The organism is Candidatus Brocadia sapporoensis (assembly GCF_001753675.2).
In the GTDB taxonomy this organism is placed as follows: Bacteria; Planctomycetota; Brocadiia; order Brocadiales; family Brocadiaceae; genus Brocadia; species Brocadia sapporoensis.
Genome location: NZ_MJUW02000117.1, coordinates 56638 through 81380 on the forward strand (window position 1 = coordinate 56638; position 24743 = coordinate 81380).

23 protein-coding genes and 1 pseudogene are annotated in these 24743 nt (G+C 39.0%); 3 read left to right on the forward strand and 21 right to left on the reverse strand.

The window, feature by feature from the left end; genetic code table 11:
- Positions 1 to 336: 336 nt before the first annotated feature.
- The 18 genes and pseudogenes from BIY37_RS11985 to thiE form a co-directional block, all read right to left on the reverse strand.
- Positions 337 to 1455, reverse strand: a complete 1119-nt coding sequence (locus BIY37_RS11985; protein WP_070068082.1) for a tetratricopeptide repeat protein — start codon at positions 1453 to 1455, stop codon at positions 337 to 339.
- Positions 1456 to 1534: 79 nt separating this feature from the next.
- Positions 1535 to 1756 (reverse strand): annotated as a pseudogene (gene csrA, locus BIY37_RS14100) (carbon storage regulator CsrA); the annotation flags it as partial.
- A gap of 27 nt (positions 1757 to 1783) precedes the next feature.
- A complete protein-coding gene (gene fliW / locus BIY37_RS11995; protein WP_080325064.1) occupies positions 1784 to 2251 on the reverse strand; it encodes a flagellar assembly protein FliW in 468 nt (155 codons plus the stop codon).
- Positions 2252 to 2531: 280 nt separating this feature from the next.
- The gene (flgL, locus tag BIY37_RS12000) at positions 2532 to 3443 is read right to left on the reverse strand and encodes a flagellar hook-associated protein FlgL (RefSeq protein WP_070068084.1); all 912 of its coding nucleotides are present in this window, start codon (positions 3441 to 3443) and stop codon (positions 2532 to 2534) included.
- Positions 3444 to 3547: 104 nt separating this feature from the next.
- Complete coding sequence (flgK, locus tag BIY37_RS12005) at positions 3548 to 5509, reverse strand: flagellar hook-associated protein FlgK (RefSeq protein ID WP_070068085.1); 1962 nt, start codon at positions 5507 to 5509, stop codon at positions 3548 to 3550.
- A gap of 11 nt (positions 5510 to 5520) precedes the next feature.
- Positions 5521 to 6021 carry a flagellar protein FlgN gene (locus tag BIY37_RS12010; protein ID WP_070068086.1) on the reverse strand — a complete coding sequence of 167 codons (501 nt, stop codon included), beginning with the start codon at positions 6019 to 6021 and terminating at the stop codon, positions 5521 to 5523.
- Positions 6018 to 6476 carry a rod-binding protein gene (locus BIY37_RS12015; RefSeq protein ID WP_070068087.1) on the reverse strand — a complete coding sequence of 153 codons (459 nt, stop codon included), beginning with the start codon at positions 6474 to 6476 and terminating at the stop codon, positions 6018 to 6020. The genes BIY37_RS12010 and BIY37_RS12015 overlap by 4 nt, the downstream gene beginning before the upstream one ends.
- A gap of 72 nt (positions 6477 to 6548) precedes the next feature.
- Entirely contained in the window at positions 6549 to 7694 is a 1146-nt protein-coding gene (locus tag BIY37_RS12020) for a flagellar basal body P-ring protein FlgI (RefSeq protein WP_201789437.1), read from the reverse strand.
- Positions 7695 to 7795: 101 nt separating this feature from the next.
- Positions 7796 to 8437: a flagellar basal body L-ring protein FlgH gene (locus tag BIY37_RS12025; RefSeq protein ID WP_070068088.1), complete on the reverse strand. Its 642-nt coding sequence runs from the start codon at positions 8435 to 8437 to the stop codon at positions 7796 to 7798.
- A gap of 81 nt (positions 8438 to 8518) precedes the next feature.
- Positions 8519 to 9496 (reverse strand): flagellar basal body P-ring formation chaperone FlgA, encoded by a 978-nt coding sequence (gene flgA / locus BIY37_RS12030; RefSeq protein WP_070068089.1) that lies wholly within the window; start codon positions 9494 to 9496, stop codon positions 8519 to 8521.
- 99 nt (positions 9497 to 9595) lie between these two features.
- Positions 9596 to 10375, reverse strand: a complete 780-nt coding sequence (gene flgG, locus BIY37_RS12035) for a flagellar basal-body rod protein FlgG (RefSeq protein WP_070068090.1) — start codon at positions 10373 to 10375, stop codon at positions 9596 to 9598.
- A gap of 12 nt (positions 10376 to 10387) precedes the next feature.
- A complete protein-coding gene (gene flgF / locus BIY37_RS12040) occupies positions 10388 to 11119 on the reverse strand; it encodes a flagellar basal-body rod protein FlgF (RefSeq protein ID WP_080325065.1) in 732 nt (243 codons plus the stop codon).
- A gap of 380 nt (positions 11120 to 11499) precedes the next feature.
- Positions 11500 to 13080 (reverse strand): flagellar hook protein FlgE, encoded by a 1581-nt coding sequence (locus BIY37_RS12045; protein WP_070068092.1) that lies wholly within the window; start codon positions 13078 to 13080, stop codon positions 11500 to 11502.
- Between the two features lie 77 nt (positions 13081 to 13157).
- Complete coding sequence (locus tag BIY37_RS12050) at positions 13158 to 13559, reverse strand: flagellar hook assembly protein FlgD (RefSeq protein WP_070068093.1); 402 nt, start codon at positions 13557 to 13559, stop codon at positions 13158 to 13160.
- A gap of 11 nt (positions 13560 to 13570) precedes the next feature.
- A complete protein-coding gene (locus BIY37_RS12055) occupies positions 13571 to 15220 on the reverse strand; it encodes a flagellar hook-length control protein FliK (RefSeq protein ID WP_070068094.1) in 1650 nt (549 codons plus the stop codon).
- Positions 15221 to 15663: 443 nt separating this feature from the next.
- Complete coding sequence (locus tag BIY37_RS12060) at positions 15664 to 16287, reverse strand: hypothetical protein (protein WP_070068095.1); 624 nt, start codon at positions 16285 to 16287, stop codon at positions 15664 to 15666.
- A 23-nt stretch (positions 16288 to 16310) separates the two neighbouring features.
- Positions 16311 to 16874 carry a hypothetical protein gene (locus tag BIY37_RS12065; protein ID WP_070068096.1) on the reverse strand — a complete coding sequence of 188 codons (564 nt, stop codon included), beginning with the start codon at positions 16872 to 16874 and terminating at the stop codon, positions 16311 to 16313.
- A 215-nt stretch (positions 16875 to 17089) separates the two neighbouring features.
- The gene (gene thiE, locus BIY37_RS12070; RefSeq protein ID WP_201789438.1) at positions 17090 to 17728 is read right to left on the reverse strand and encodes a thiamine phosphate synthase; all 639 of its coding nucleotides are present in this window, start codon (positions 17726 to 17728) and stop codon (positions 17090 to 17092) included.
- A gap of 486 nt (positions 17729 to 18214) precedes the next feature.
- On the opposite strand from thiE, the gene purF reads away from it, so the two are divergent.
- The 3 genes from purF to cysC are packed head-to-tail and all read left to right on the forward strand — an operon-like array spanning position 18215 to position 21310.
- Positions 18215 to 19606 (forward strand): amidophosphoribosyltransferase, encoded by a 1392-nt coding sequence (gene purF, locus BIY37_RS12075; RefSeq protein ID WP_070068097.1) that lies wholly within the window; start codon positions 18215 to 18217, stop codon positions 19604 to 19606.
- Positions 19607 to 19664: 58 nt separating this feature from the next.
- The gene (locus tag BIY37_RS12080) at positions 19665 to 20651 is read left to right on the forward strand and encodes a radical SAM/SPASM domain-containing protein (protein WP_070068098.1); all 987 of its coding nucleotides are present in this window, start codon (positions 19665 to 19667) and stop codon (positions 20649 to 20651) included.
- Between the two features lie 47 nt (positions 20652 to 20698).
- A complete protein-coding gene (gene cysC / locus BIY37_RS12085) occupies positions 20699 to 21310 on the forward strand; it encodes an adenylyl-sulfate kinase (RefSeq protein ID WP_070068099.1) in 612 nt (203 codons plus the stop codon).
- A gap of 350 nt (positions 21311 to 21660) precedes the next feature.
- Here cysC and BIY37_RS12090 read toward each other — a convergent pair whose 3' ends face one another.
- The 3 genes from BIY37_RS12090 to BIY37_RS13595 all read right to left on the reverse strand — a co-directional run.
- The gene (locus BIY37_RS12090; protein WP_179129395.1) at positions 21661 to 22395 is read right to left on the reverse strand and encodes a 4Fe-4S binding protein; all 735 of its coding nucleotides are present in this window, start codon (positions 22393 to 22395) and stop codon (positions 21661 to 21663) included.
- Between the two features lie 194 nt (positions 22396 to 22589).
- Complete coding sequence (locus BIY37_RS12095) at positions 22590 to 22778, reverse strand: hypothetical protein (RefSeq protein WP_070068101.1); 189 nt, start codon at positions 22776 to 22778, stop codon at positions 22590 to 22592.
- Positions 22779 to 23500: 722 nt separating this feature from the next.
- Positions 23501 to 24743, reverse strand: a 1243-nt coding sequence (locus BIY37_RS13595; RefSeq protein ID WP_179129396.1) for an SBBP repeat-containing protein, incomplete at its 5' end; no start/stop codon positions are given.

The following is a 24743-nucleotide window of genomic DNA, read 5'->3' on the forward strand; positions in this document are numbered from 1 at the left end:
TTTTTCCCGGACATAACCTGTTTATCGGTGGGCAATAAACCATAAATATTTCGTTGTGTTTTAAAACTACTTTATACAAATTATATTGTAAAGATACCGGGAAACACTTATTAATGTTTGTAAAAATACAATGTAACATAGAAATATCTTTAAGATTAGATAGGTTTACTTTGATAAAGAAATAATTGCAGCTATGGTTGTAAGTGAGCCGTTTGCTAAAACGGCTTTATACGTCATATAAAGGATTTTATTCTTCTCGTAACGATCATAAACCGTTTGAGGATATTTTGAATTCATGATGTCACTTCGGGAACCGGGGATTTGAAAGATCGTAATCTAATCAATAACCAGACTAATCCGTTTGTGTAATGGTTGTGGCAACTCAGCTAATGCATTTTTTATGTCCTGTTGTTGGGATTGTATGGCTAACGATTTTTCCCATATAGCGCGTGCTTTATTTGGATTTTTTATCGCCTTATAACAATACCCCAATAAATTATAGAGCGACATAACTATTTTATCGTCTATCCCGGTGTTTTCAGTCCACAGGGAGTTGATCGTATCGGATGCTTCTTTGGTTTTGATGTATTCTTCCAGAGTATAAATGGCATTCTCATATTTATTTTGTCTGTAATAAATATTTCCAAGATTGTAAAACGCTTCCGTGTAGAAGCAATCGAGTTTAATTGCCATAGAAAAAAAGGTTTCGGCCTGTTTATCCATGCCTGTTTCCACACAACATTCTCCAATTAGATTGTAAGCTTCAGTATTATTTTTATCTTTGAGTAACGTTTTTCTCAGATAATCCATTGCTCTGGTATATTTCTTTTGCAGTTTATAAATAATTCCGAGAAGAAGATTTGCTTCAGGAAGAGATGGATCACTCATGTGTGTATACAGAAGTATATTTTTTGCCTTTGAGTAGTCACCTTTTTTAATCAAGAGTTTACAAAGTTTCATTGCCGTTGATACATGTTCCGGTTTCAACCGATAAGCCTCAGATAAGAAAGCCTCAGCCTCTTCTTCCATATTACTCTGGATACAGCATACACCCATGAGATAATAAGTTTCGTAATCGTCGGGATTCACCAGAACAACTTCTTTCAGATAGGAAAGCGCTGTGGTATATTCCTTACGATCCATATGCAGATAAGCAAGATTATAATGAGCTTCTGTCAATGAAAAATCAATCTGCAATGCCTTTTTAAAATTATTAATCGCCTCTTGATATTTTTTATTTCTGGTATAATAGACCCCCAAATGATTGTACCCTTGTGCATAATTAGGGTTCATTTCGACTGCAGACTTTAAGTAGGGATACGCCGCATTCCAGTCACCTTTTTCTATGGCGTTATTTGCAAGATTGATGTTGTATTCAAAATTTTCGTGATTGTTTATGGTATTCTGGTTACTGGTAACTGTATTGAACAACGCATCTTTTTTAATATTTATCATGGTTATTTTCCTTCTTTATCGAATTTTCACATGAAGAAGCTGTATCTTTCCAAATCGTATTTGACCTTATATCATTTTTTTTTAAATTCTGAGCAACTTCTGCGAGTGCGCGTTTAGATACCTTTGCAGCCTTTATGTTTTCTTGCTGAATCTTTTCAAAAATCTCTTCTCTGTGGACTTTAACATGCTTTGGCGCAACAATTCCCACTTTAACTTGTTTACCCTGACAATCCACAATGGTAATTTTTACTTCATCACCGATGGTAATGCTTTCACCCAACTTCCGTGTTAATACCAACAAGGCATTTCCCTTTCTGAAAATGATATCCTATGCTCGTAGGAGCGGATGATGTAAACTGTAGTAGTCTTCAGTCAAAACACATTGCTTTCCCTTTTTATTTTTCATGTTAACAAATATGGGGCCTTTGAGATTTATGGTAACATCAGTGGGACTATTGCCCAGGGTTACCATACAAAATATTTCTAAATCCTCCTTATCATTGCTCGCTAGCGGCGCCAAATCAAATAAGAATTTCATCGGATTATAATCAGTAAAGAAAGGCATTGGGTTAAGAATTGGAAAAGCAATAAGAGGGTCTTCTACAGACACCAACCATTCAAAAGGAAGACACTCTTCAATATTAACTATGACAAACTGCCTCAAGTCTTCAAATCCTAATACACCATTATCGAAGGCTATTATATTCTTTTTTTTAATATGCAAATTACCAAACTTTTCTGTAGATAAATTGACAATGCTATCATTCTCGTTCACTTTTTCTTTCATTTTTAGCATTTTATAGCTCCTATTTTTAAAGTTAATTTGTGCAAGTGCAAGTGCAAGTGCAAGTGAACAAAAGCAAACAATATACCAACTATAATGATCAACCTTTATTAGAGAACAACATAATCCTATAATATTACGATACTAAGAGTTAAGAGCTTTCTCTTGTTTTGATTGTTTTTATAAATACAGACATGGTAAAAAACGAGGGAAAATTGTTCTCCGTAGATACTTGATGTGTTTAAGTCGGATACAATTTTTTACGAAATGTGATTATTTTTTAAACAGCTTCTTATCTTAAAAAATCAAGAAGAGTAGGCTGGATAATTCTTGCTCCTGTATTTAAGGAGGATTGCAGGATATTTTCCTGATTTTTTAAATCCATAATCAGGGATGCTACATCAACTTCTTCTGTATATGATATTAATTCTTTTAAGGTTATTTGTAAGTTATCAAGACTCTGTGAAGTTAAATCTAATCTATTTGTTTTTGCCCCAAACCTGGTAATCTCTGTTGATATAGTATCAGTTGCAACGTCTAAGGATTTCCTTAAATGTAAAAATGCAGCAGAATCAAAGGTGTCCGATGCAAGTTCGTTTCTCATGGATACCAAGGTTGTAAATAGACCAGTATCCTGAAAGATAGTTCCACCAGGCGTATTGATTTGTACATAGGTTTTTGGACCTATTTGATAGGCAATTTCTTCTTGATTACCATCATAGGTTACTGATGAAATCTTCCCGAAGCTATCTCGCGTTGCGGAAAATGGTATTGTAGAAGTTTTTGTGCCTGCAAAAATAAATCGACCACCGTTATCAGTATTACTATATTGCAATACAGATTCTAACAACTCATTCATTTCGTTTGAGATTACTTTACGTTCTGATTGACCTATCTCGTCGTTACTGCCTTGTATACCTAATTCTTTGATCTTAGTAAGAATTTCTTGAATATTCTCAAGGGAGTTGAAGGTATAATTCATGCGTTCTTTAGCAACTTCCGCGTTCTCTGAAAATTGCTGAAATTTAAGCTCCTCAGCCTTTAATCCAAGCACTTTTCGTGCACCCGAGGGGTCATCTGATGGCCGGTTTATTCGTTTTCCCGTAGACAGTTTTTCCTGTATTTCCTGCATTTTTTTTAAGTTAAAACTTATATTCGCAAGGGTCGTACGGCTCATACTTTCCTGGGTTATCCTAAATGACATAAATACTCCGCTCCTTTCTAGTAAAAACGGACAAACTAGTTATTCCAGACAGGAAACAACCCGATATCTGCAGCAGGTTGACTATTACAAATTGCGATACCAAATTAGCCAATTGAGATTAGAAGCTTATCTATAAGCCCATCAACAATAGAAATGTATTTTGCAGAAGCTTGGTATGCCTGCTGAAATCTTACCAGGTTGACCAATTCTTCATCCGTTGAGACCCCTGATATTTCATCCCTGCGATTTTTTAAGTTTGTCTCCAGGTCCGTAAAACTGTCCTCTGCTTTGAAAGCATTACTGGCTTCTTCCCCCAGCGATGACGCAATCCGATGCAAGTAGTCCGTAAAGGTCGTATTATCGACAGCAGTAGTTTTATATTGCAAAGCAACGAGTCGTAACGCATTTGTAATATTTCCTACTTCCCCTGTAGAAGCTGCAATCCGTGAAACATCCCCTGCAATGTCTGAATTAACGAGAATATCTGATGCGCCCGTCCCATTAAAAAAAGTATTTATTCCCAGAGCAGCAAGTAAATCAGTTTTATCGGAATCGGATACAACATCTAATGAAAACGTATCGCCTGCTGTGACGGTACCGCTGGAAAGAGCAAGAGAAACTCCATTACCAACGGAAATAATATTCCCGGGTGTATAATTGTCTCCAACATCGAGCGTTGCTACCACTGCCCCGATGTTATTTTTTACTTCGATTTGGAGACCCGCCGTGCTTCCAATCATACCAGTACCTAACGCAGTAAACGTATATACATCATTTGCCTGACCCGAGTAGATGCCAGACACTGAAGCTGTAGATGTCCCCATATTCCCGGGATTTGGATCCAAGGCATAAGAAAAATTAAATTGATAACCTGTATCAGCAAGAATTCTTAGTCTATTATCGGCAATAGACGCCGATATATTTGCAATGCCATCTATGGCAGTTTGTAAATCAGCGAGCGAATCCGTGGAAACATCGACAGAGATAACGTTTTTAGTAACCTCACCGGTACTCTTATTTATTACCGTAAGAAAAATATCACCGTCCGATGGTGCTATTTTCAAGCCGGCATCGTTTAACTTTGCGGTTACGCTTGACACTGCATTTGTCGACATCAGGCTGGTAAAACCACCGGACAATCCCACTCCCTCACTATGAATCTTATTAACTTCAGCAATCAGATTAGATGCAAACGTATCGAGTTTATCTTTATACCGTGTCACCGTAACATTATAAAAGTCCTGTAATCCTTTTATTTCACCTGTATAAAAAACGTATTTCGAGTTCTTATTTCCGGAATTTACAATTTCTATCTCTCCGGAGGGATCTTGCTCTAAAGTAAAACTTATCGAAGAGGTACCGGACACTAAAGTTCCGCTTGGTGTAGAGACATTCACCATGCCATTATTTTCAGATGTCACTGTGATATTCACCAGCTTACTGAGATCCTGGAGTAATGCCTCACGCGCATCTAATAAGTCGTTTGATTCTATGCCACGCACATGAATTGCTGATATCTCATTATTTAAGTCTGCGATATTTTCGGCAATTTTATTAACATCGGATATTTTGCTTTCAATGCTTTGTTTAACAAATATTTCCATTTGATTTAGCTCATCATCTATTCTGTGAAAGGTATCTGTCATAGTATTTGTCTTTTCCAGCAGTGTCGCACGGGAACTCATGTCCTCCGGGTTTTGCGTCAGATCATTTATACCTTTAAAAAAAGACGCCAGTGCGTTGTTGAGGCTCGCCTCTGAAGTTTCATTAAATACCGTTTCTAATTCCCTGAGATATTGGCTTTTTACCGATGCACTGCCAAGAGATGATGAAATATCCCTCAACCGGCTATTAATGTAATCGTCCTTATGTCTGATTATCCTGACAATGTCTACCCCTTGTCCGATTGTACCCGCATTGGTAACGAAAGGTGGCCTGGCGGCCATAATGGTTGATTGTCTGGTGTAACCTTTTGTATTTGCATTGGAAATATTGTGGGCCGTTACCAGCATGGCACGCTGGGCAGCTAATAATCCACTTAAACCAATTTGTAAATCAGAAGACATAGAACCCCCCTCTACATTTCTGTGTCGATGAAGATCTTTGGAAATTTATTGTCTTGCTTTTTTCCTGTATGCTGGTAAACAGGGTATTGATATGCGGAAGGACAAAATATTTTCATGACGTCTTCCGTAATTTCAAGTGAATAATGAATGAGAGTCATATTCGTCTGGTTTATCTCCTGCAATTCTTTGATTACGTGCTTTAGATTATCTAAACAACTGCAGATTTTTTCCCTGCAAATATTGTCTATCTTGCTTATCAACGATGTTACGGTAATATTTTTCTCTTGTATGTCATAGAACTGACAATAATGATTCACGATATTCTGCCTTTTCTCTTCAAGAAGTTGTGCGATTTCTACCTGATTCTTTTCCCGGTAAATAAGCATTTCAAGCTCAGCAATATGACCAGACACCAAGCAATGGTATTTTATTTTTGCGGTTTCAAGTAGCTCGCGATAGGTGGCAAGTAATCGGTCAAATGTTTCAATGAGCTCGTCGAACCATATATTCATGGTTGAATAACTCCCCGTGTTTCCTTCTCGCTTCTCCCGTAAGGCAGTTTGTCTTTACCCGTTTCTGATGATTCTTGCATAGAGTAAGCATGCTTTAACGCGGAAATTGTTGATGTTTCCTCAGAGAGCTCCTTCTTTCGCAGCAATTGTTCATAAATAATCGGCGCTACTCCAAAACCTCCCTTAGATGCGATGTCTTGTGAAAGGGTGGTATGCATTATTTCTGTATATGTCTCCATGCCCCCATCGTTCTCATCGCTGAGATCTGATTTTTGTATGGTTTTCCACATAGCGCTAACAACAATATTGACAAGGATCGACTCGAAATCCTGTGATATCTTTTTCAAAGCGAGATCATCTTTCTTTATGCCATCCTGCTCGCTGAGTTTTTTGACCGTTTCAAAGCAGGAAGGTTGAGAAAGTATCAAAGAATTTATGGGAAAGCAGTGTTCCATAAAAACTCCATGTTAAACGATAAAGTAATGGAAAATCTTAGCTTAAATGCCTTATATTTTTCATACACGGTTTCACATAATAATCAGTTCTGCGTGAAGAGCCCCGGCTCTTTTAATTGCCTGAAAAATAGAGATCAGATCTCTGGGGGTTACCCCCAATATATTCAGAGCACGTGCAACGTCAGCAATGGTAGCTCCTTCCTGAATAATATTTAATTTTTTTTCTGCTTCTTCTGCTTGAATTTCAGTTCTTGGCACTATTGCTGTTTGCCCCGATGAAAAAACCCCGGGTTGTGACACCTCTGGTTTTTCCGTGATGGTAATACTTAAATTCCCGTGTGCGACGGCTACTGTAGAAATTCGTACATTTTCACCTGCAACGATGGTACCTGTGCGTTCATTAATAATGACCCTGGCAATACTATCAGGTTTAACATATAATTCTTCGATGTTTGCAACAAATTGTATAACAGCAGACTCTGACTGAAATTCTCCGGGCGGAACGATAGTAACAACAGCAGCATCTATCGCCCGTGCGGCATTGGGATAGTGGGCATTAATTGCTTCTACCATACGATTTGCTGTTGTAAAATCCGGATCACGCAGAACAACGCTTAATGATTTTCCTTGCATAATAGAAAATTGAATCTCCTTTTCAACAATTGCACCATTTGAAATATATGCAGTAGTAGATATATTTTTACGAAGGCTTTGAGACTGACCTTCAACATTGTATCCGCCAATAGATAAAGGCCCCTGTGCTACCGCATAAACTTCATTATCGGCACCTTGCAGCGCTGTCTGAAGCAAAACTCCACCTTCGAGGCTTTTGGCATCTCCAATAGAAGAAACAACAACATCGAGCTTGTCTCCTGGTCGTGCAAATGCCGGAATATTTACCGTAATCATAACTGCAGCAATGTTTTTTGATAAGAAATCTGATCCGGATATTAACACCCCCAGTTTTTCAAAAATATTTACCGCCAGTTGTCTGGAAACTCTGAAAATCTGACTATCTCCACTTCCCTGAAGGCCAACAACGAGTCCATACCCGTAAAGTTGGTTATCGCGAACTCCCTTGACGTAAGCTATATCCTTGACACGTATCGCGGCATTTACAGATTTGTCGTATGGAATAAAAAATAAGAAAAATACGAGAAAAAGAATTGCTCGCGTATCCGTAAGAACCAAGTTCATAATGTGTATTATGTTTTTCATACGCTGCATTTTTTGATTGAATGAAAATTTTTAATATGATCCATTGAAAATAATTACCAAATGCCGGCATAAAGAGGTTGCATTTACTGTAGAAGCTGTACTTAAAATGGCCATACCGCCTCATAAATTCTATTCCACCATCCTCGTTTCCCTGCTCGTGTCAAAAACCCTTTTCCTTCAAGAATAATATTAGCATTAGCAATTGATGATGATTGTACGATGTTATCCACGCTAATATCAAAAGGTCTTACTATGCCAGACACCTTAATATTGTATTTTTCGCCATTAATATTAACATCGCGATTCCCTTCAATAATCAAATTTCCATTCGCTAATATTTCTGTAACAACAGCCGTGAGTTCCAAACTAAGATTACGGTTGCTTTCATATGCTCCTTTACCACTAAAACTATGATCTGTATCCGCCTTAATATTCGGCAAATAACCACTTACATCGCCAAGTGGTTTTGTAAAGAATTTTGATGTGTCAATGTTAACATTATGACTTTGTTTACTATTTGCGCTTGAATCTTCCTTGCCCGTGATTTCGGTAGATTCATTTATTTGCACGGTAACAATATCTCCTACCCCTCGGGCACGGTTGTCATTAAACAAATTTGTGTTTGTGGTAATCCGTTTTTTCCAGATTGAGTCGGCGTGAACTTTGTCGATCAATATCAAAGATTGCATGCTTATCACAAATAGTATTATAAAACAACACGGAAATATTTTTTGCTTTTTCATAAGTATGTTAATTCTTCACGCAAAGTGGGGCTAATAAGTTCAGAGGAATTCTGTCTTAAAGCATATCATTCATGATCCCTGTTAAAAAACAATCTTCACTGCAGTTGAATCCTCTACCACGCCGTATAATTCTTTATTTGAGTCAATATTTTTAACTTTGATAATTTTCCCGATACAGCCATCCTCCTTTGCCACACCTTTTGTTATTACATGAAGATTGCCTGAGTGAACAAACACCCTAATGATGTCCCCTTTTTTGATTGCAGGTGAATTGTCCACGATTTCTGGGGTGATTGGAGTGTTAGGTGCAATTGAACGCAAGGCACGTTTCCCTATAAGATCCTCCACTTTACTAAACATAGTTCTGTAGAATTTTGTTGTCTCCATTTTGCTCATCATCAGGTTGTCTAAGGTTAAAGTATCGTTTCTATCAATTTTCTTACGGGAAGTAACGATAGTCTCATATATGCGCACATGAAAGAATACGGGTACCTTCAGATACAGTTTGTCATTAATAAATATACGGACAACAAGTTGAATACTCCCTCTGTCTTTGTTTGTCTCTACTTGCATGACTTCCAGACGAATATCTTCTGCATTAGCTGGTAATAATTTATCCTGTACTGGTCTGTCAGATTCAACATTGACTTCGTCCTCAGATCGAGACAGATTCGACAAATAATATTCCTTCGCTACCCTTAAGATCTCGTCTCCACAAAGAATCGTTGATTCAACAGCAACCAATGAAAAAAGCGTGCCACCATATATTATCTCATTACTATTTAAATCAATGCCTTCATCCATAAGGCGTACCGTAAGGATATCCCTTTCAATTTTTCTGATATTGCCGGGCCAAGGGGTATTTCCTAACGGAACATTGCCAACCTTTTCCAGCAGAAACGGATTGTTGCAGGAAACGGATGCAATATCACCCAAAACTATTTGCTTCTCTGGTAAAGTTACTTTCTCTTTAAGGTCAATCTTAATTTCCTCAGCAGCAGTGGTATATACAAAAAGAAAAATTGTTGTTAACAATAATGTAAAATATTTTGGTTTCATACAAGGCTCCCTTGGTTGCTCAATATCTTTTCAGCAAAACGTTTTTCGTAGTTATCTTATTTGGAAAGAATACCATTTGATGATTGGTTTCTTGTTCTACTATGACAGGTTGTTGATGGTTGACAACATTTCATCACTGGCCTTGATTGCCCGAGAATTGATTTCGTAAGCGCGTTGTGCCGTGATAAGATTGACCAGTTCCGTAACCGTTTCAACATTGGAATTTTCCAAAGCAAACTGATAAACCTCTCCCGTCCCCTGTTGCCCTGGTACCGATACAATCGGGGAGCCAGAAGCAATAGTTTCGGCATACATATTTCTGCCAAGACTCTCCAAACCAGCCGGATTGGAAAAATTTGCCAGCATAATTTGCCCGACATTCTGAATAATGCCGTTTGAATCCTTGATAAATACGGTTCCGTCCCTTCCAATTGATATCTCTTTGGCATTCTGAATGGTAACACTTGGTGTCAATGGCAACCCCTCAGCAGTCACAATCTCGCCCTTGCTGTTCAATTCAAATGCACCGTCTCGTGTATATGCGATGGTACCATCAGGCCGGCTAATCTGAAAAAAGCCGTTACCTTCGATAGAAAGGTCTAGGGGTCGACCGGTACTTTGTTGATTTCCCTGGGAAAATACTTTGGATGTGGAAATTGGTCTTACACCACCGCCAAGCTGAATGCCCGAAGGTATCTCAAAACCCTGAGCAGATTCAGAACCAGCAATATACTTTTTGTCGTACAGGAGGTCCTGGAAATTAACCTGGCTCCTTTTGAATCCTGTAGTATTTATATTAGCCAAGTTATTTGAAACATTATCCAAAAATAATTGCTGCGCTTTCATGCCTGTAGCAGCTGTATACAAAGCTCGAATCATAATAATCTCCTTTTATGTGGCAAGTTTAATGAGTTTTTTCAGGGTATCATCAAGGGAGTCCGTCACTTTGTGGCTGAATTGATAGCCCCGCATGTTGGAAATCATGTTGACCATTTCGTCTATTGCATTTACATTTGATCTCTCCAGGTAGCGTTGCGCTATTTTAAAATCGGTTGATTCTTTTGGCTGCTGTACGGCATCTGATAATTTATAAGCACAACCGCCAATAGGTTCAAGTGCAGTTAGGTTAGGAACCGATGCGATCTTTATACTGCCAATTTCTCTGCCATCGGCAAAAACACTTCCGTTTTCTTTTATCGTAATATTTTTTGTTTTTTGCGGAACTTGAATCTCACCCTCGTGGCCTAAAAGAGGCCATCCTTCTGGGGTAACCAACTTCATGTCTCGTGACAACATAAATTGCCCTTTTCTTGTATAAGAAATCCCTGTATCTGCTTTTACGACAAAAAACCCTTCTCCTTTTATGGAAATATCAAGATCGTTACCTGTATATTCCAGGGTGCCTTGAGAAAAATCGGTGGCAATAGTATTCAGGCTACTTCCAATACCATGTGGAGCTGCAGATGTATCCTTATCCTGTAGTTGGGAAATATACGATTGAAAGACAGCAACATTTTTTTTGTATCCAACCGTATTTATATTCGCAAGATTACGTGCTATAACTGCCTGATAATCACCTTGGCTTATCATACTTGACGCCCCCGTATAAAGTCCTACTATCATATTTATCCTCCAAGTATAAATTGAATACTTAATTTCATCTTATATTTGAGCAATCTTGATACCAAACATCTGATCAAAAACTTATACCAAAATCGTTTCTTATAACATCTTTTTAATCAACATGTTCCGTTAATAAAAAAACATATTTTCAAAATTGTACTTACTAACCTTTAGAATAGATTGAATAAATATTTCATAGTCGGTAGAATAAATTTTCCTGTCGGAAAAACCACTGTTTAAAAAATTCGCACGATGTTGAAATATGAAACTGTAAAGATAGAACCTATGACTGCATAACAGTCCACAGCAACGAATCGTCGGTTACTTTGTTGTAAGAACACAGATTTTAGCCCCTGTGAACTGTTATCACTCTGCTCTTGTTATCTCTTGAGATTGACAATATCTGCCAGAACTTCATCCGCTGTTGTAATGACCTTTGTATTGAGCTGGAAACCTCTCTGCGCCGTAATCAACGATGTTAATTCGACAGCCATATCTACATTGGAACCCTCCAAAGCACCACTTCTGACTTTACCGGCTCTGCCTGAATTAGGGTTTACATAAATTGGTTCACCCGAAGTGGTTGATTGTTCATATAAGTTATCTCCAACCTTATTCAAACCATTATTATTATTGAACAAAGCCATTTTCAGAGTCGCAATGGTTTTTGTGAGACCGTTGGTGTACAATATCTTTATAACACCATCTGCATCTATAGACATATCATTATATTTTCCGTATGCATAACCATCAGCCTTTGCTGCAGCACCTGATGTACCTCTATTTTGTGTAATGCCGTTGTTCTCTCCTGATATGCCAAGGTCAAAGACCACGGACTGGTTGCTACTAATGCCGTTAAAATCAAATTGAATTGTTGTATCACCACTGGCACTAAATGTACCATCATCATTGAATGAAATACCCGTTATCGCATTATCTCCACTAACAAATGTTCCGTCACTGCTATTCATAGAGGCATTAAGATCCCATAAATTATCCATCTGCTTTGTAAATCTAAGGCTAACCAAATGCGGAGTACCCTGAGAATCATAAACTGTTGCAGTTGTAGTATAGGTAGACCCATTAAAAGAGTGATCTGACCACGTTGTTTTACCGGTATTTGAGCCTTTGTCAGCAAGATTAAGAGATAGTTTGTCACTTCCCGGGGTGTCTGCTTTAAAAACTATTTTTCCAGAAGGATCTAAACTAGCGGTGGCATCACCTGAAAACGCACTGTTTATAACACTTATAAGGTCTCCAACCGTTGTTCCGTCATTACTTGAACCATACGTAAATGTTGCAGAAATGTTGTTTCCATCTGACTTTGTTCCCGAAATAAGAATGATATCTCCATCAGAATAATCCGTTGAATTAGAATCAAGGTCGTTTAACTCCGTTGAGCTTGTTGCTGCAGTGGAGCTTTCCTGAAGACTTGTAGACATGAACAATACCTCGGCTTTTTTACTTGATGTTACACTATCCAGATTCCCAACAACGGTGACCTTAGAAGTCGCCTGACCAGAAACCGTTGCATCTTTTGAAATAACAATTTCATCGCCGTTTGAGTCCATGACCTTATAGCCTGTGCTGGGATCAATCAGAACGTTATCACTGTTTAGATCAAATGCACCGACTCTGGTAAAAAAGTTTTTGCTACCACCACTGACGACAAAAAACCCCTCACCTTCGATACCAAGGTCAAAGATTCTACCCGTAGGCTCCATATTACCAGTAGAAAAGTCAGATGAAATATTGGCAAACTTTACCCCTTTTCCTACTTGCATAGGATTACCATTGGCTCCAATCGCTATTGTTTGGCTTAACATATCGGAAAATAGCAACCTGGACGATTTATATCCGTACGTATTAATGTTTGCCAGATTATTGCCAATAATATCCAACATACTTTGATGAGCACGGATACCTGATACGCCTGTATATAATGCGCCGCTGAGACCCATAATTTAACTCCTTTCAATTATTTATTGCTTTTAAATATTGATTGAATCTTTGATACTACCGATACCTGTTCAGTAGATCACCCGCCAACTTTTATGAGATTTGAGATAGAAACAGACTTCCCATCAACCACAAAGGAAACGGTTCCGTCTTTTTCAAGTTTCACTCCTTCTACAACGCCTGCAAAGGTTTGATCTTTTTTGCTATCGCTGCTGTAAGTTATTGTTTTGCCAATAAAGGTGCTTGCCATAGTGAGTTGATCTAGTTGCAAAGAAGCTGTTCCGATACTAGTCATACTCGAAAGATATCCAGTCTGCTGTTGCTCTTGTTCAACGATGCTAAACTGTGCTAATTGCGACATAAATTCTGAATTATCCGTAGGATCTAGCGGATTCTGATTTTGCAATTGTGTTACAAAGAGTGTTAAAAATTTATCCATACTAATTTCTGAACTTATTCCCGAAGTACTTGACATAGTCATCTCTTATCTCCTTATATAATATAGTCAACCATTAAGTTTGATGTTCTTCTGCCGGATTCGTTTTTCGTTTCGTTGTTTATATTGTTTCGTTGTTCGGAACAACCATCATTATTTACTCCATGATTTTTCCCCTGATAATACTGTTGGTTCTTTGGTTCCGAATTTTCCGAATATTTTTCTTTAAAGACGATATCATGCTGAATAAATACTTCTAATTTTTGGATCTCTAAACCGCTAGCGGCTACAGACTCTTTGAGGCGATGTATATTATTTTCAATTGCAGCCCTGACTTCTGCATTCTCCACAAATATTTTTGCCTCAATTTCATCATTTTTTTCAGTAAAGTGGATTTTTACGTTGCCTAATTCCGGAGGAGTAAGGTGAACTTTTATTTCCGATCTGTCAACACGGTTCACCATACTGATTTTTTGAATGAGTTGTTCCAAAATACTGTTTTGCAGATACTCTTTACCTGCTGTCGAGCTACTATGAAATGTCTGAATTTCGTTATTTATGCGACTCTCTATCGAAAATGGTTGTCTTGTGCCGTTACCAAAAGACATTTCTACATTTTGTTGAATGTCGTTTGTACGTGCTTGTGTACCAGGAGTGGTTGTCTGAGTATCTGCAGAAAAGATATGGTTATTACGAGCCTTTTGTATTTGTGCACTATCAGGTGTATGATTTAAGGTATTTTGTTCCAACGAAAAATTACCAGAAAAACCTTCTTCATTATCAACGGGGATATTTTGTTGAGTAACGGCATCATCAATAATTTCTGATATGTCATTTCTTATTGATTTTTTTCCTGTGTCAATTAAAGCATTCACCTCCGGAACAAGGGATGTACTCATGTTTTCCAGCGGAACGTGATCGGGCTGAGATTTAAAAGATGCAAGAACTTCTTTGATATGGATTTCACTCATATCCGTATCTGTGAATCCAGGTTCTTGTATCACATCAAAAACGGATTGTCCTATATTCTGAGAATTATTATGATTTTTAAATACTTTTGCTCCATAAATATCAATCTGTTTGGGTATAGTTTCAACCGTCAGACTATCCTGGAAGGTTGTTTCTGTGTCGAATAAAAAAACAAAATTATTTCTGTTAATGAATTCCTTGTTTTGTTGTAAATCGGCTTCTTTCATTTCCTGTGCAGAAATGGGAAATGCTGAGGAATCGTTACGATCACTATGAAAAATGAAATAATTATTAATATTTAACGGATCTATCCCTATCTCATTTTTTTGTGGCAATATGGGGAAGTTGTCGAATTTTTCCTTTAAGGGATGGGATAAGTTGGAATTATTTCCTATGCTATACGACTCGCCATACACACGTGTATCTTGTATTTCAAATGGGTCTTCTTTTCCTTTGATTTCTTGTAATAATTTTATAGACTCCGGTGTTGAACTGGTACCGTTTGCTTTTTGTATCATGTACTTATCCTGTACATTTGGGCTTATTACCCGCTGTTTCAACATTTCCTGGAATGGAATAGCTTCATTTTCATCCTTATTCTCATCCCCGGTATCGGATTGAATTAAATTTATATCCGTTAACCGGGAACCGGAATTAGTAGATAACGGACAGTTCTTGCCCATCAGATTTTCTATTAAGTCATATCCGCCATATTGTTCTAAAGCCATCACTGCCATGATTGTTTCCTCTTGGATGAAATGCTGATTATTCTTATTCTTGCTTTTGCAAAAAAGCAACACATATGCCATGCATAGGTAAGACAGGAAAAACAGAACAAAAACTGCAATTGGAAATTATATAATTGTCAAATAAACAAACACTTACAAATATCTATGAAAAACTATTTAGTCTTAAAGAAATTATTTTAACTATAAAGTCAGAGTCTAAATCCGGGGTACTTTTTTCACTTAACTGTGAAATGTTTTCCCTAGTTTATATAAATTTGTGAGCAATGAATAATGGAAGCGACCTGCAAATTTTACCGAACAGATAAACTGCAAATGTATGAAATAATCTTTAAAGATATTTAATAAAAAAGCCTTACGGCAAAGACATTTATCAAGCATGTCTTCACCAGTAAGGCTATCTTTTCAACTGTTTTTGTACTACGAAGAAATAGTTACGGTTGAAGTGTTTTTGTAATTTGACTTGCTACAAACTGGGAGTAACGCCGCATAGAAAGCAAAATCAGTTTCCATCCATATAAAGCATTTTTTTGATGAGTGCTTTCAAAATATTCCTTTACGAGTTCCGCTACCTCATTTTCATTACTGTCAAATACACCATCCGCACTCCAGATAACAAGACCAGTTTCAGTTGAGATCATTCCTACTTTAACACCAAGTAATATTGGCTCGTAAGGCCGGTAATGAGTTATATTTCCAAAGATGATAGCATCTGCATCATATCGCCTTCTTAAGGTCAATACCGTATCTAAATCAATCGTTCCGCTGTTCCATATTTTCTGATCGAAGGTAAGTGTTACTCTGTTTTCCGTGGGAAATATAACTTCAAAACTCCCAAGTTTCCTCAATTCAACAGCAAATGCCTCTGTCACCTCGTCTATAATTGCCTCCCGGCCGACGTCGTACTCAAAAGGTAAAACCAACACACGATGGATTGGTGTTTTTTTAAATTCCTCCGTTTTGCCATAATTCAGGCCCGAAGAATAGTGTTGCGGGACACTTGAGCAGCCTATTGCCACCAGAATACAGCCAATAAAAATATTTGATAGATATTTCATGCATAACCCCTGTGTCGGTTTACTTAATCATTGAGCAAAGATAGTTTTTGTTTGTTTCTTTCCACAAGTTGCTCTATCTTTTTGCTAAGAAGTTCCTGTTTAGCCTTTATTGTCTCAATCTGCGCCTTTGTTAATTCAAATGTTAACTCCCTGATCTTTCTTTCGTAAGGCATTTGGCTTTCTTCAAGCTTTTTGCATATTTTTTCATTTTCAATAATCAGTTGTTGGGTAGCTTCCGTCTGCTTCTTGAATTCTTCCAGTTCTGATTCGATCAATACTTTTATTGTTTTTTCATTTTCCAGTTCTTTTTCAAGCGACTCATTTGTTTTAAGTGATATCGCCAAATCTTTTTTTAGTTGGTCAAATTGTTCAAGTAAAGACGTCCTTTTGTTTTTTCCTTCTCCAGTATCAATAACAACTGTTGGTCCACTGGATAAGTAACCACTTCCCTTTGATAGTGATACGGTTTCCTCAGAAGGAGGGTTTCTGGCACTCGAGTTGTTATCTTTAATACTCGTAGAGGAATAGCATCCTGCATTCAACAAAATGAACAAACTTAAGGAAATCAGAGGTACAATTTTTCTCATGCACATAGCCTCTGAACGTCTGAAATTACAACTTTTTATACGGGTATTATTATTAAATCTATTCATAGATACGCTAAGGAACTTAAGCTTAATACTTTTCTATTAAATAACTTAATCATACCTTTATTTACTCCAGGATAATTTATATGCATAGAATATTGACAAGTATTAGAGCAAATAAAATACCGTGTAAAAAATCAAGATACAAATGGCGTTTATGCCATAAGTAAGTTTTTAAAGGAACGTGTGACACTTAAAATATTTTCAGTACTGATGATTGCAGAACAGATGGCAACACGCTTCCCCCCTGCATGCAATACTTTATGAATATTGTTGAAGTTAATTCCACCTATAGCAACAAACGGGATAGTAGTTTCTTTTTTTACCTGTCTTAAATAATCCAAACCAACGGGCGGCTCATAGTCCTTCGTAGTAGTGGGGAAAACAGGGCCAACACCAATATAATCTGCACCCGATTGCTGTGCAATCCTGGCTTGAAAAATATTATGAGTTGAAACACCGATTATCTTGTTATGACCAAGAATTTTACGCGCCGTATTAATGTCTATATCCGATTGTCCAATATGTACGCCGTCTGCATCTACTTTTTTGGCGATTTCAATGCGGTCATTTACCATAAAAATTGTTTTTAATTCAACAGCTACTTTTTTAACTTCACGAGCCACGACAAGGAATTCGCTATCAGACATCGTTTTTTCTCGTAATTGTATGGCGTCTGCACCACCTTTGATAACGTCATACAGTACTTCTACTAAAGGTTTTTTTATGAGATTGGAACTAATAATGACATACAACTTTACATCTGAAAAAGTTTTAAAATATCCGTTTTTCAATTCCCTTATCCCCCACGTATACGTTCCAAGATAAATATATTGACACTCATTCATGGTTTGCTATAATTTGTTGCATTATTGTATTTTCAGAAAATTTTCTATCTGACATGAATTCTACCTTCCCTTTTGTTATCTCCTTGTCAAGAGAAATTGAGGACAATCAATTTTGTCGTGACTATACTGCTTTAGGAATTTTCCTGCCAACGCAATCTACCCAACAAATTGGTATGAATCTTCGGACTGAAAAAGGCTGTCATTCCTCTAACACAGATATGGGTATGTTGCCTGCATTTTTTGAAGGGAGACGTACCAAATTTATACGAGGAGACATCCCCGGCGCCTCATGTTAATCTTCGTATATCGCCTGAAAAAGGATTGATATAGTATTGTAATTTTTCAATCGAATAAATACAAGTTCGATTCTTCAACGGAGAATGTGCATCAAATGCTCCTTATTTATATACGAGAGAGATAGGTCTTAGGAAAATGTCCGACATAAGGGAACATTGTGGATTATTTGGGGTCTACGGATGCGATGACGCTGCGGAAAGAGTTTATTACGGTTTATACTCTTTACAACATCGTGGTGAAGAAAGCGCTGGAATCGCTTCAACAGATGGTAAAGACATCATTTGCTATAAAGGAATGGGACTCGTAAGTGATGCCTTAAAACCACAGACCCTCAAATCCTTAAAAAATCCTGTTGCCATTGGGCATGTTCGATATTCTACGATTGGTTCCAGCAACATTGGGAATGCACAACCATTGGTGGTGGATTATTATAAAGGAAAAGTTGCCGTTGCACATAACGGGCAGTTAACGAACGCAAAAAGACTGCGTGAAGAATTCGAGGCAAATGGTTCAATATTCCATACCACATCTGATACGGAAGTAATCGTTCATCTTATGGCAAAACCCTTGCATATGATGCAAAAAAACTTGTCTCTCCTGCTGCAGCAGTTACGCGGCTCATTTTCCCTGTTGTTTCTGACCCCAAATGAGATGGTGGGAGTGCGCGATCCTCATGGTTTCAGACCTTTGGCGCTGGGAAAATTGAATGCAGGCTATGTCCTGGCCTCTGAAACCTGTGCAATGGACCAGGTGGGCGCCGAGTACATTCGGGATGTTGCTCCGGGCGAGGCAGTTTACATAGACAAGGATGGAATCCGGAGTGAATATTATTGCCCCCAAAACCAAATCAAACCAGCCTTTTGTATTTTCGAACTGGTATACTTTGCAAGACCCGACAGCAGAATTTATGGTGAAAGCGTGCATATATTCCGTAAGAAATTGGGCGCTAAACTTGCCGAGGAGTCACGCGTAGATGCGGATGTAGTTATTTCCGTCCCCGAAGGAGGAAATTCTGCGGCAATCGGGTATTCTCATGCTTCAGGAATACCTTTGGATAGAGGATTTATTCGCAACCATTACGTAGGCAGGACATTTATTTTACCAGAGCAGGATCGTCGGCACCGCATTGTTGAGCTTAAGCTCAATGCCCTGAAAGAGACCGTGGAAGGGAAGCGGGTTATTGTGATCGATGATTCGATTGTAAGAGGGACAACATCGAAGTCACGATTTGGTTTGTTACGAAAAGCTGGGGCAAAGGAAATCCATGTCAAAATCAGTTGCCCCCCCCATCGATATCCCTGTTATTATGGGATTGACTTCCAGAAAAAAGGTGAACTTATTGCCGCGAATAGCTCATTAGAAGAAATTCGGCGATTTTTACATATCGAAAGCCTGAGCTACCTCAGCGTGGATGGCATGATGAGTTGCACGACACAACCACGGCAATCTTTCTGTAATGCCTGTTTTACCAGTAATTATCCAACCCCTGTTGATGAAGAAACAAAGAATCCCTGCGAAAAAAAATGATAGGAGCAGTAGAAAATATATCGATTAAGATAGTTTCATACTTGTATCAGACAAACAGATGCCTACAAATCTCCGATATCTCTTAAAAGGTATTGTCGGTAGAACCTTTTATATTATTCCTCAACTACCTGAACGTATTCAAATTGAAATTACAAACCGCTGTAACTATGTCTGTCATATGTGCCCCCGCGAGTCTTTTAACCTGGCTGAGAAAGACATCCCTCCAGACCTCTTCAAAAAAATAATCGATAGGCTTGAAACCGCCTATAATATCATTCTTACCGGATGGGGAGAACCTTTATTACATCCCGAACTTATGAATATGATTCTTTATACAAAAAGTAAGGGGCACCCTGTCGGTGTAACAACAAACGGTTTGTTGCTGGCTCCATTTATTGAAAAGCTTGTTGATACGGTAGATAAACTCACGGTCTCTTTGGACAGTATTGAGGAATATCCTGAGGTTACTGATGGTCATCCTTCCAATAACGTCGTTCAAAAAAATATTAAATCTTTTTTGCAGCGTCGGGGAACTATGCGAAAACCCGTTTTTACCATTCAAATAACCATGCACAACAAACTGCAATGCCTGGCAACCATAAAATTTGCCGGAGAAGTGGGTGCAGACCGTGTATATTTAGTGCGGTTAAACAATCCGCTCAGGAATAGCAGTTTTAAGAGACCGAGTTTGAAAGAGGAATTAGAAATTTATAAAGAGGCTGAAGGAATAGCCAGAAAGTATGGACTGCAAGTCGATAATAACTATACAGCGTTTGAGAACAGACTACATCGGCTTTTATATAAACAACTACGCCCTGTCATGTATCGGTTTGATACGTGTTGCCCAAAGCCCTATGACTACCTGTACGTTAATATCGATGGCAAGGCTACCCCTTGCTGCGATCTTCCCCGTTATGAGGTAGGTAATCTCTTAAATCAGAGCATAGGTGAAATCTGGAACGGCGAGAACATGCGCTATTTTCGCGAACATCAGAATGATGTATGCGGTGCTTGTGATGCATTAAGACTGAAGCACATGCATTAAAAATCTTTTATCACATGGTTATTTTCTAAAAAACAAAAGGAGACGACATGACAGTACAAAAAGCAACCAATATTAAATGGCACCCTGGAAAAATCACAAAAGACGACAGAGTTAAACTCATGAAACAAAAAGGGGTAACGATATGGCTAACCGGGCTGTCAGGCTCAGGCAAGTCAACTATTGCCGTTGAGATTGAACATGCATTGCTTGAGAACAAACATCTTGCATATATACTCGATGGCGATAACATTCGTCACGGCCTGAATAAAAACCTTGGTTTTTCACCAGAAGACCGCACGGAAAATATCCGGCGCATCGGTGAAGTCGCAAAGCTGTTTACCGATGCAAATATGATAGCTATAACGGCATTCATATCCCCATACCGGCAGGACAGAGACAATGTTAGGAAACTGCTCAAAGACGGGGAATTTATTGAAATCTACGTAAAATGTCCACTTGATGTCTGTGAACAACGGGACACGAAAGGACTTTATAAAAAGGCGCGTGCCGGAGAGGTTAAGGAATTTACCGGTATATCCGCGCCGTATGAAGAGCCTCTGCATCCCGAGCTTACAATCGATACCTCAACGATGACCGTAGATGAATCGACACGAACGGTGTTAAATTATCTTGAAGCCAGGGGGTACGTAAAGTTTTGAAGAAGCATGATTCATTGCAGGTTGAAAGTCAAACAGGTACAACCTGCGGTCATGGTGATAAAAAAAGAAGCTGGTGTCACCTGCATATTGGTGGTACCGGCTTCTCTTACCTTCTACCTCTTTATACAATGCTCAAGTTCGAATAATCGACCCTGAATGATTTTTGTAATCCTGACATCACTTTCAACGGCTGGTTCAAGCCTGTAGATTGAAGCCCTCCCACCTTACCAAAGTTTGAAGAAATAGAACACGTCCTTCTGATTCTCAAAATTTGAGCGCATCAACAGGAGGTTTTTATCTCGAAGAGTATAGTGCCTTATAGTATTACTATGAAAACGCATCCTCTGTCTTCACGTAACCATAGTTTTCTTCTGGCCCATTTGATTTTGAGATTTGGTTATGATTTTACGGTTCTGCAAATGAACCTCTTCCGTTAATAACCAGGAAATAAGCCTTCTAAAAACAATATAACCCCCAATAGTCCCTACATAAAACCAGAAACCTCCCAATCGGGAAGTAATGCTTCCACATACGATGGCAATGACAATTAAGATTACATCCAAAACGGGATGGAATGGTTCAATAACCTGCAAGTGTTTGTACGAATTTTGCCAGGGAGTCTTTTCATAGATATGTATAGGTTTTGTCTGAGGCGCCGCCTTTTTTCTTGAATCGGCTAAAGTTTGAGACGAACAGGCATCAACGCAGTGATAACATTTAATGCATTCTTTATTAATCACCTTACCATCATAGTGATAGATTTCCCGACTTACATCAATACCCTGAGGGCAATTATCTGAACAAGCCCTGCAACCTGTGCAATTCGATATGCGAGTTATTTTCTTCTGCCAGGCGCTCAAATTCATGAACGGTACAAGCATTATTGTATAGGGACAAAGGATCCTGCAAAATGCCCCCTGACCGTAAAAATAGTTGAAGACAAATGTCATGACAAATACAATAAAAATCCCCGCAACAAAAGGAATGATAAAGTCAAGTATGGTCATACCATGAGTGGCAAGTTGCATGTTAAAAGGCGAATTTACCGAGAAAAGAAGGTTATTGTTACCCGGCAAATCTGACATAGGAGAGGGTTTTTGCACATTAAAATAGAAAGAATACTCATGACGAATCCAATATAGTATAACAGGCAGTAGAAGGATAAAAAAAACAATACTACGAAACAACCAGCGAAAGCGGGTGTTGAAAAGGATATTTTTTTTCCGTATTCTTTGATATCCGGAAATATTCAATTTTCGCATTACCCAGTCTGAAAACTCTACAGCACCTCGTAAATGACATGCCCAGCCACAAAATGCCCTGCCAGGAGCGATGGTACACCCATCATAGCAGTTTTGCCCCATATTTTTACTCCGACACCATACCAAAGTGAAAAATGGAGCAGTATATAGAAGTGCACCACCATGAGAGAAAAGATTCTGCGATTTTGAAATTTTGCTTTGTGCATAAATACCTATTTTCCTATATGAAGGTATTCAAAGTAATAACGGTAATCTTTAACCTTGCTATTGTAAAAACTGTGACAATGTAGTTCTTTTAAAAGTGGTAACATAAATCTCTTGTGGACATGCTATACCCAGGACGAATTATACCCTCAGTTGCAGGGTGGCATGGACAAACTTGTTTGTCCATGCCGTTTGAATATACACATAGATTGGAAATATGTCACATAGACAAACAGAGTTTGCCCGCGCTACCCTGCAGCCAAAGATACAACGGGTATTCTTTGAGTATTTTAGACGGTTTATCCATCTCTTGTAAAGAAAATTTTCCAGTTTTTCCAATGGTTTGAAAATTCACAAGCATCCGGTTTTTTGAAAAATCCCAGAAACATTGAAGATTACTGCACTGTATAAAAGATACGGCGTTTGTCCGTATCATACGCACCCCTAAATCCCTTCTATCTAGAGAAGACTCTTATTCTCCCCTCTAAAAAGAGGGGCCGGGGGTGTGTCACAAGGCAGCAAAGGGTTCTTCTCTTACCGTATACATGAAATGCATAGGAAATTCCTTTCTGAAAAGCTAAATATCCATTCCTTTCTGCACCTCGTTTTACCGTTGTCTTAAGACGGGCGGCTTTACCTTTAAACCCTACCCTTGCCTTTTGAGCTGAGGTTCAGCCCTTTTCATTGTTCAGCGTGCCAAGCCCGTATCAATGAATAACTACTTTTATCTTACCTTTACCGTTACATCGTCTGTCAGATTTTTATATTTGAATCGCACTACTGCATTACCCGTCTTCTCTGTAGCGGTAATAGTGAACGTTGCCTGACCATTTCCATTGGTATACGCCTCTGCCGGTGAAACATTCACAAGTTTTTTACCACGCATGATCTTAATTGCCACCGGCTGGTTTCCGGACGGGAGACCGCCATTGCAGGTTAAAGTTACGGTTTTTTGCACGCTGGTTTCCCTAGTAAGTTTCAGAGATTTAGGTCTTACGTTAAGTTTTTTCGGTTTACAAGGCTCCGGAGTTGGCGATGGTGTTGGTGTCGGTGTCGGTGTGCCTGGCGCAGGTGTAACAGTTGGTGTGGGTGTCGGCGTGCCTGGGGTTGGTGTTACCGTAAGCGTTGGTATCGGTGTGCCAGGCACAGGTGTAATAGTTGGCGCTGGTGTCGGTGTATTTGGTGTTGGTGTTACAGTAGGCGTGGGTGTCGGCGTACCTGGTGTTGGTGTTACAGTAGGCGTGGGTGTCGGTGTTGCGTCTGCGCCTATCTTTGCCACAAAGGCATCGACTTTACCAGTATTGGTTCCATACATGGCATTTGCCGTTGGGAAATCGGAAGAGTCTGTATACCCCGTCACATACGCATTGCCGGCGCTGTCTACCGCCATGTCATAACCATAATCGTCACCACTCCCCCCCAGGTACGTGGAATAGGAAAGGCTTGTGCCCGATGCACCTATCTTTGTCACAAAGGCGTCGACATTACCAGTATTGGTTCCATACATGGCATTTGCCGTTGGGAAATCGGAAGAGTCTGTATACCCCGTCACATACGCATTGCCGGCGCTGTCTACCGCCATGTCATAACCATAATCGTCACCACTCCCCCCCAGGTACGTGGAATAGGAAAGGCTTGTGCCCGATGCACCTATCTTTGTCACAAAGGCGTCGACATTACCAGTATTGGTTCCATACATGGCATTTGCCGTTGGGAAATCGGAAGAGTCTGTATACCCCGTCACATACGCATTGCCGGCGCTGTCTACCGCCATGTCATAACCATAATCGTCACCACTCCCCCCCAGGTACGTGGAATAGGAAAGGCTTGTGCCCGATGCACCTATCTTTGTCACAAAGGCGTCGACATTACCAGTATTGGTTCCATACATGGCATTTGCCGTTGGGAAATCGGAAGAGTCTGTATACCCCGTCACATACGCATTGCCGGCGCTGTCTACCGCTATG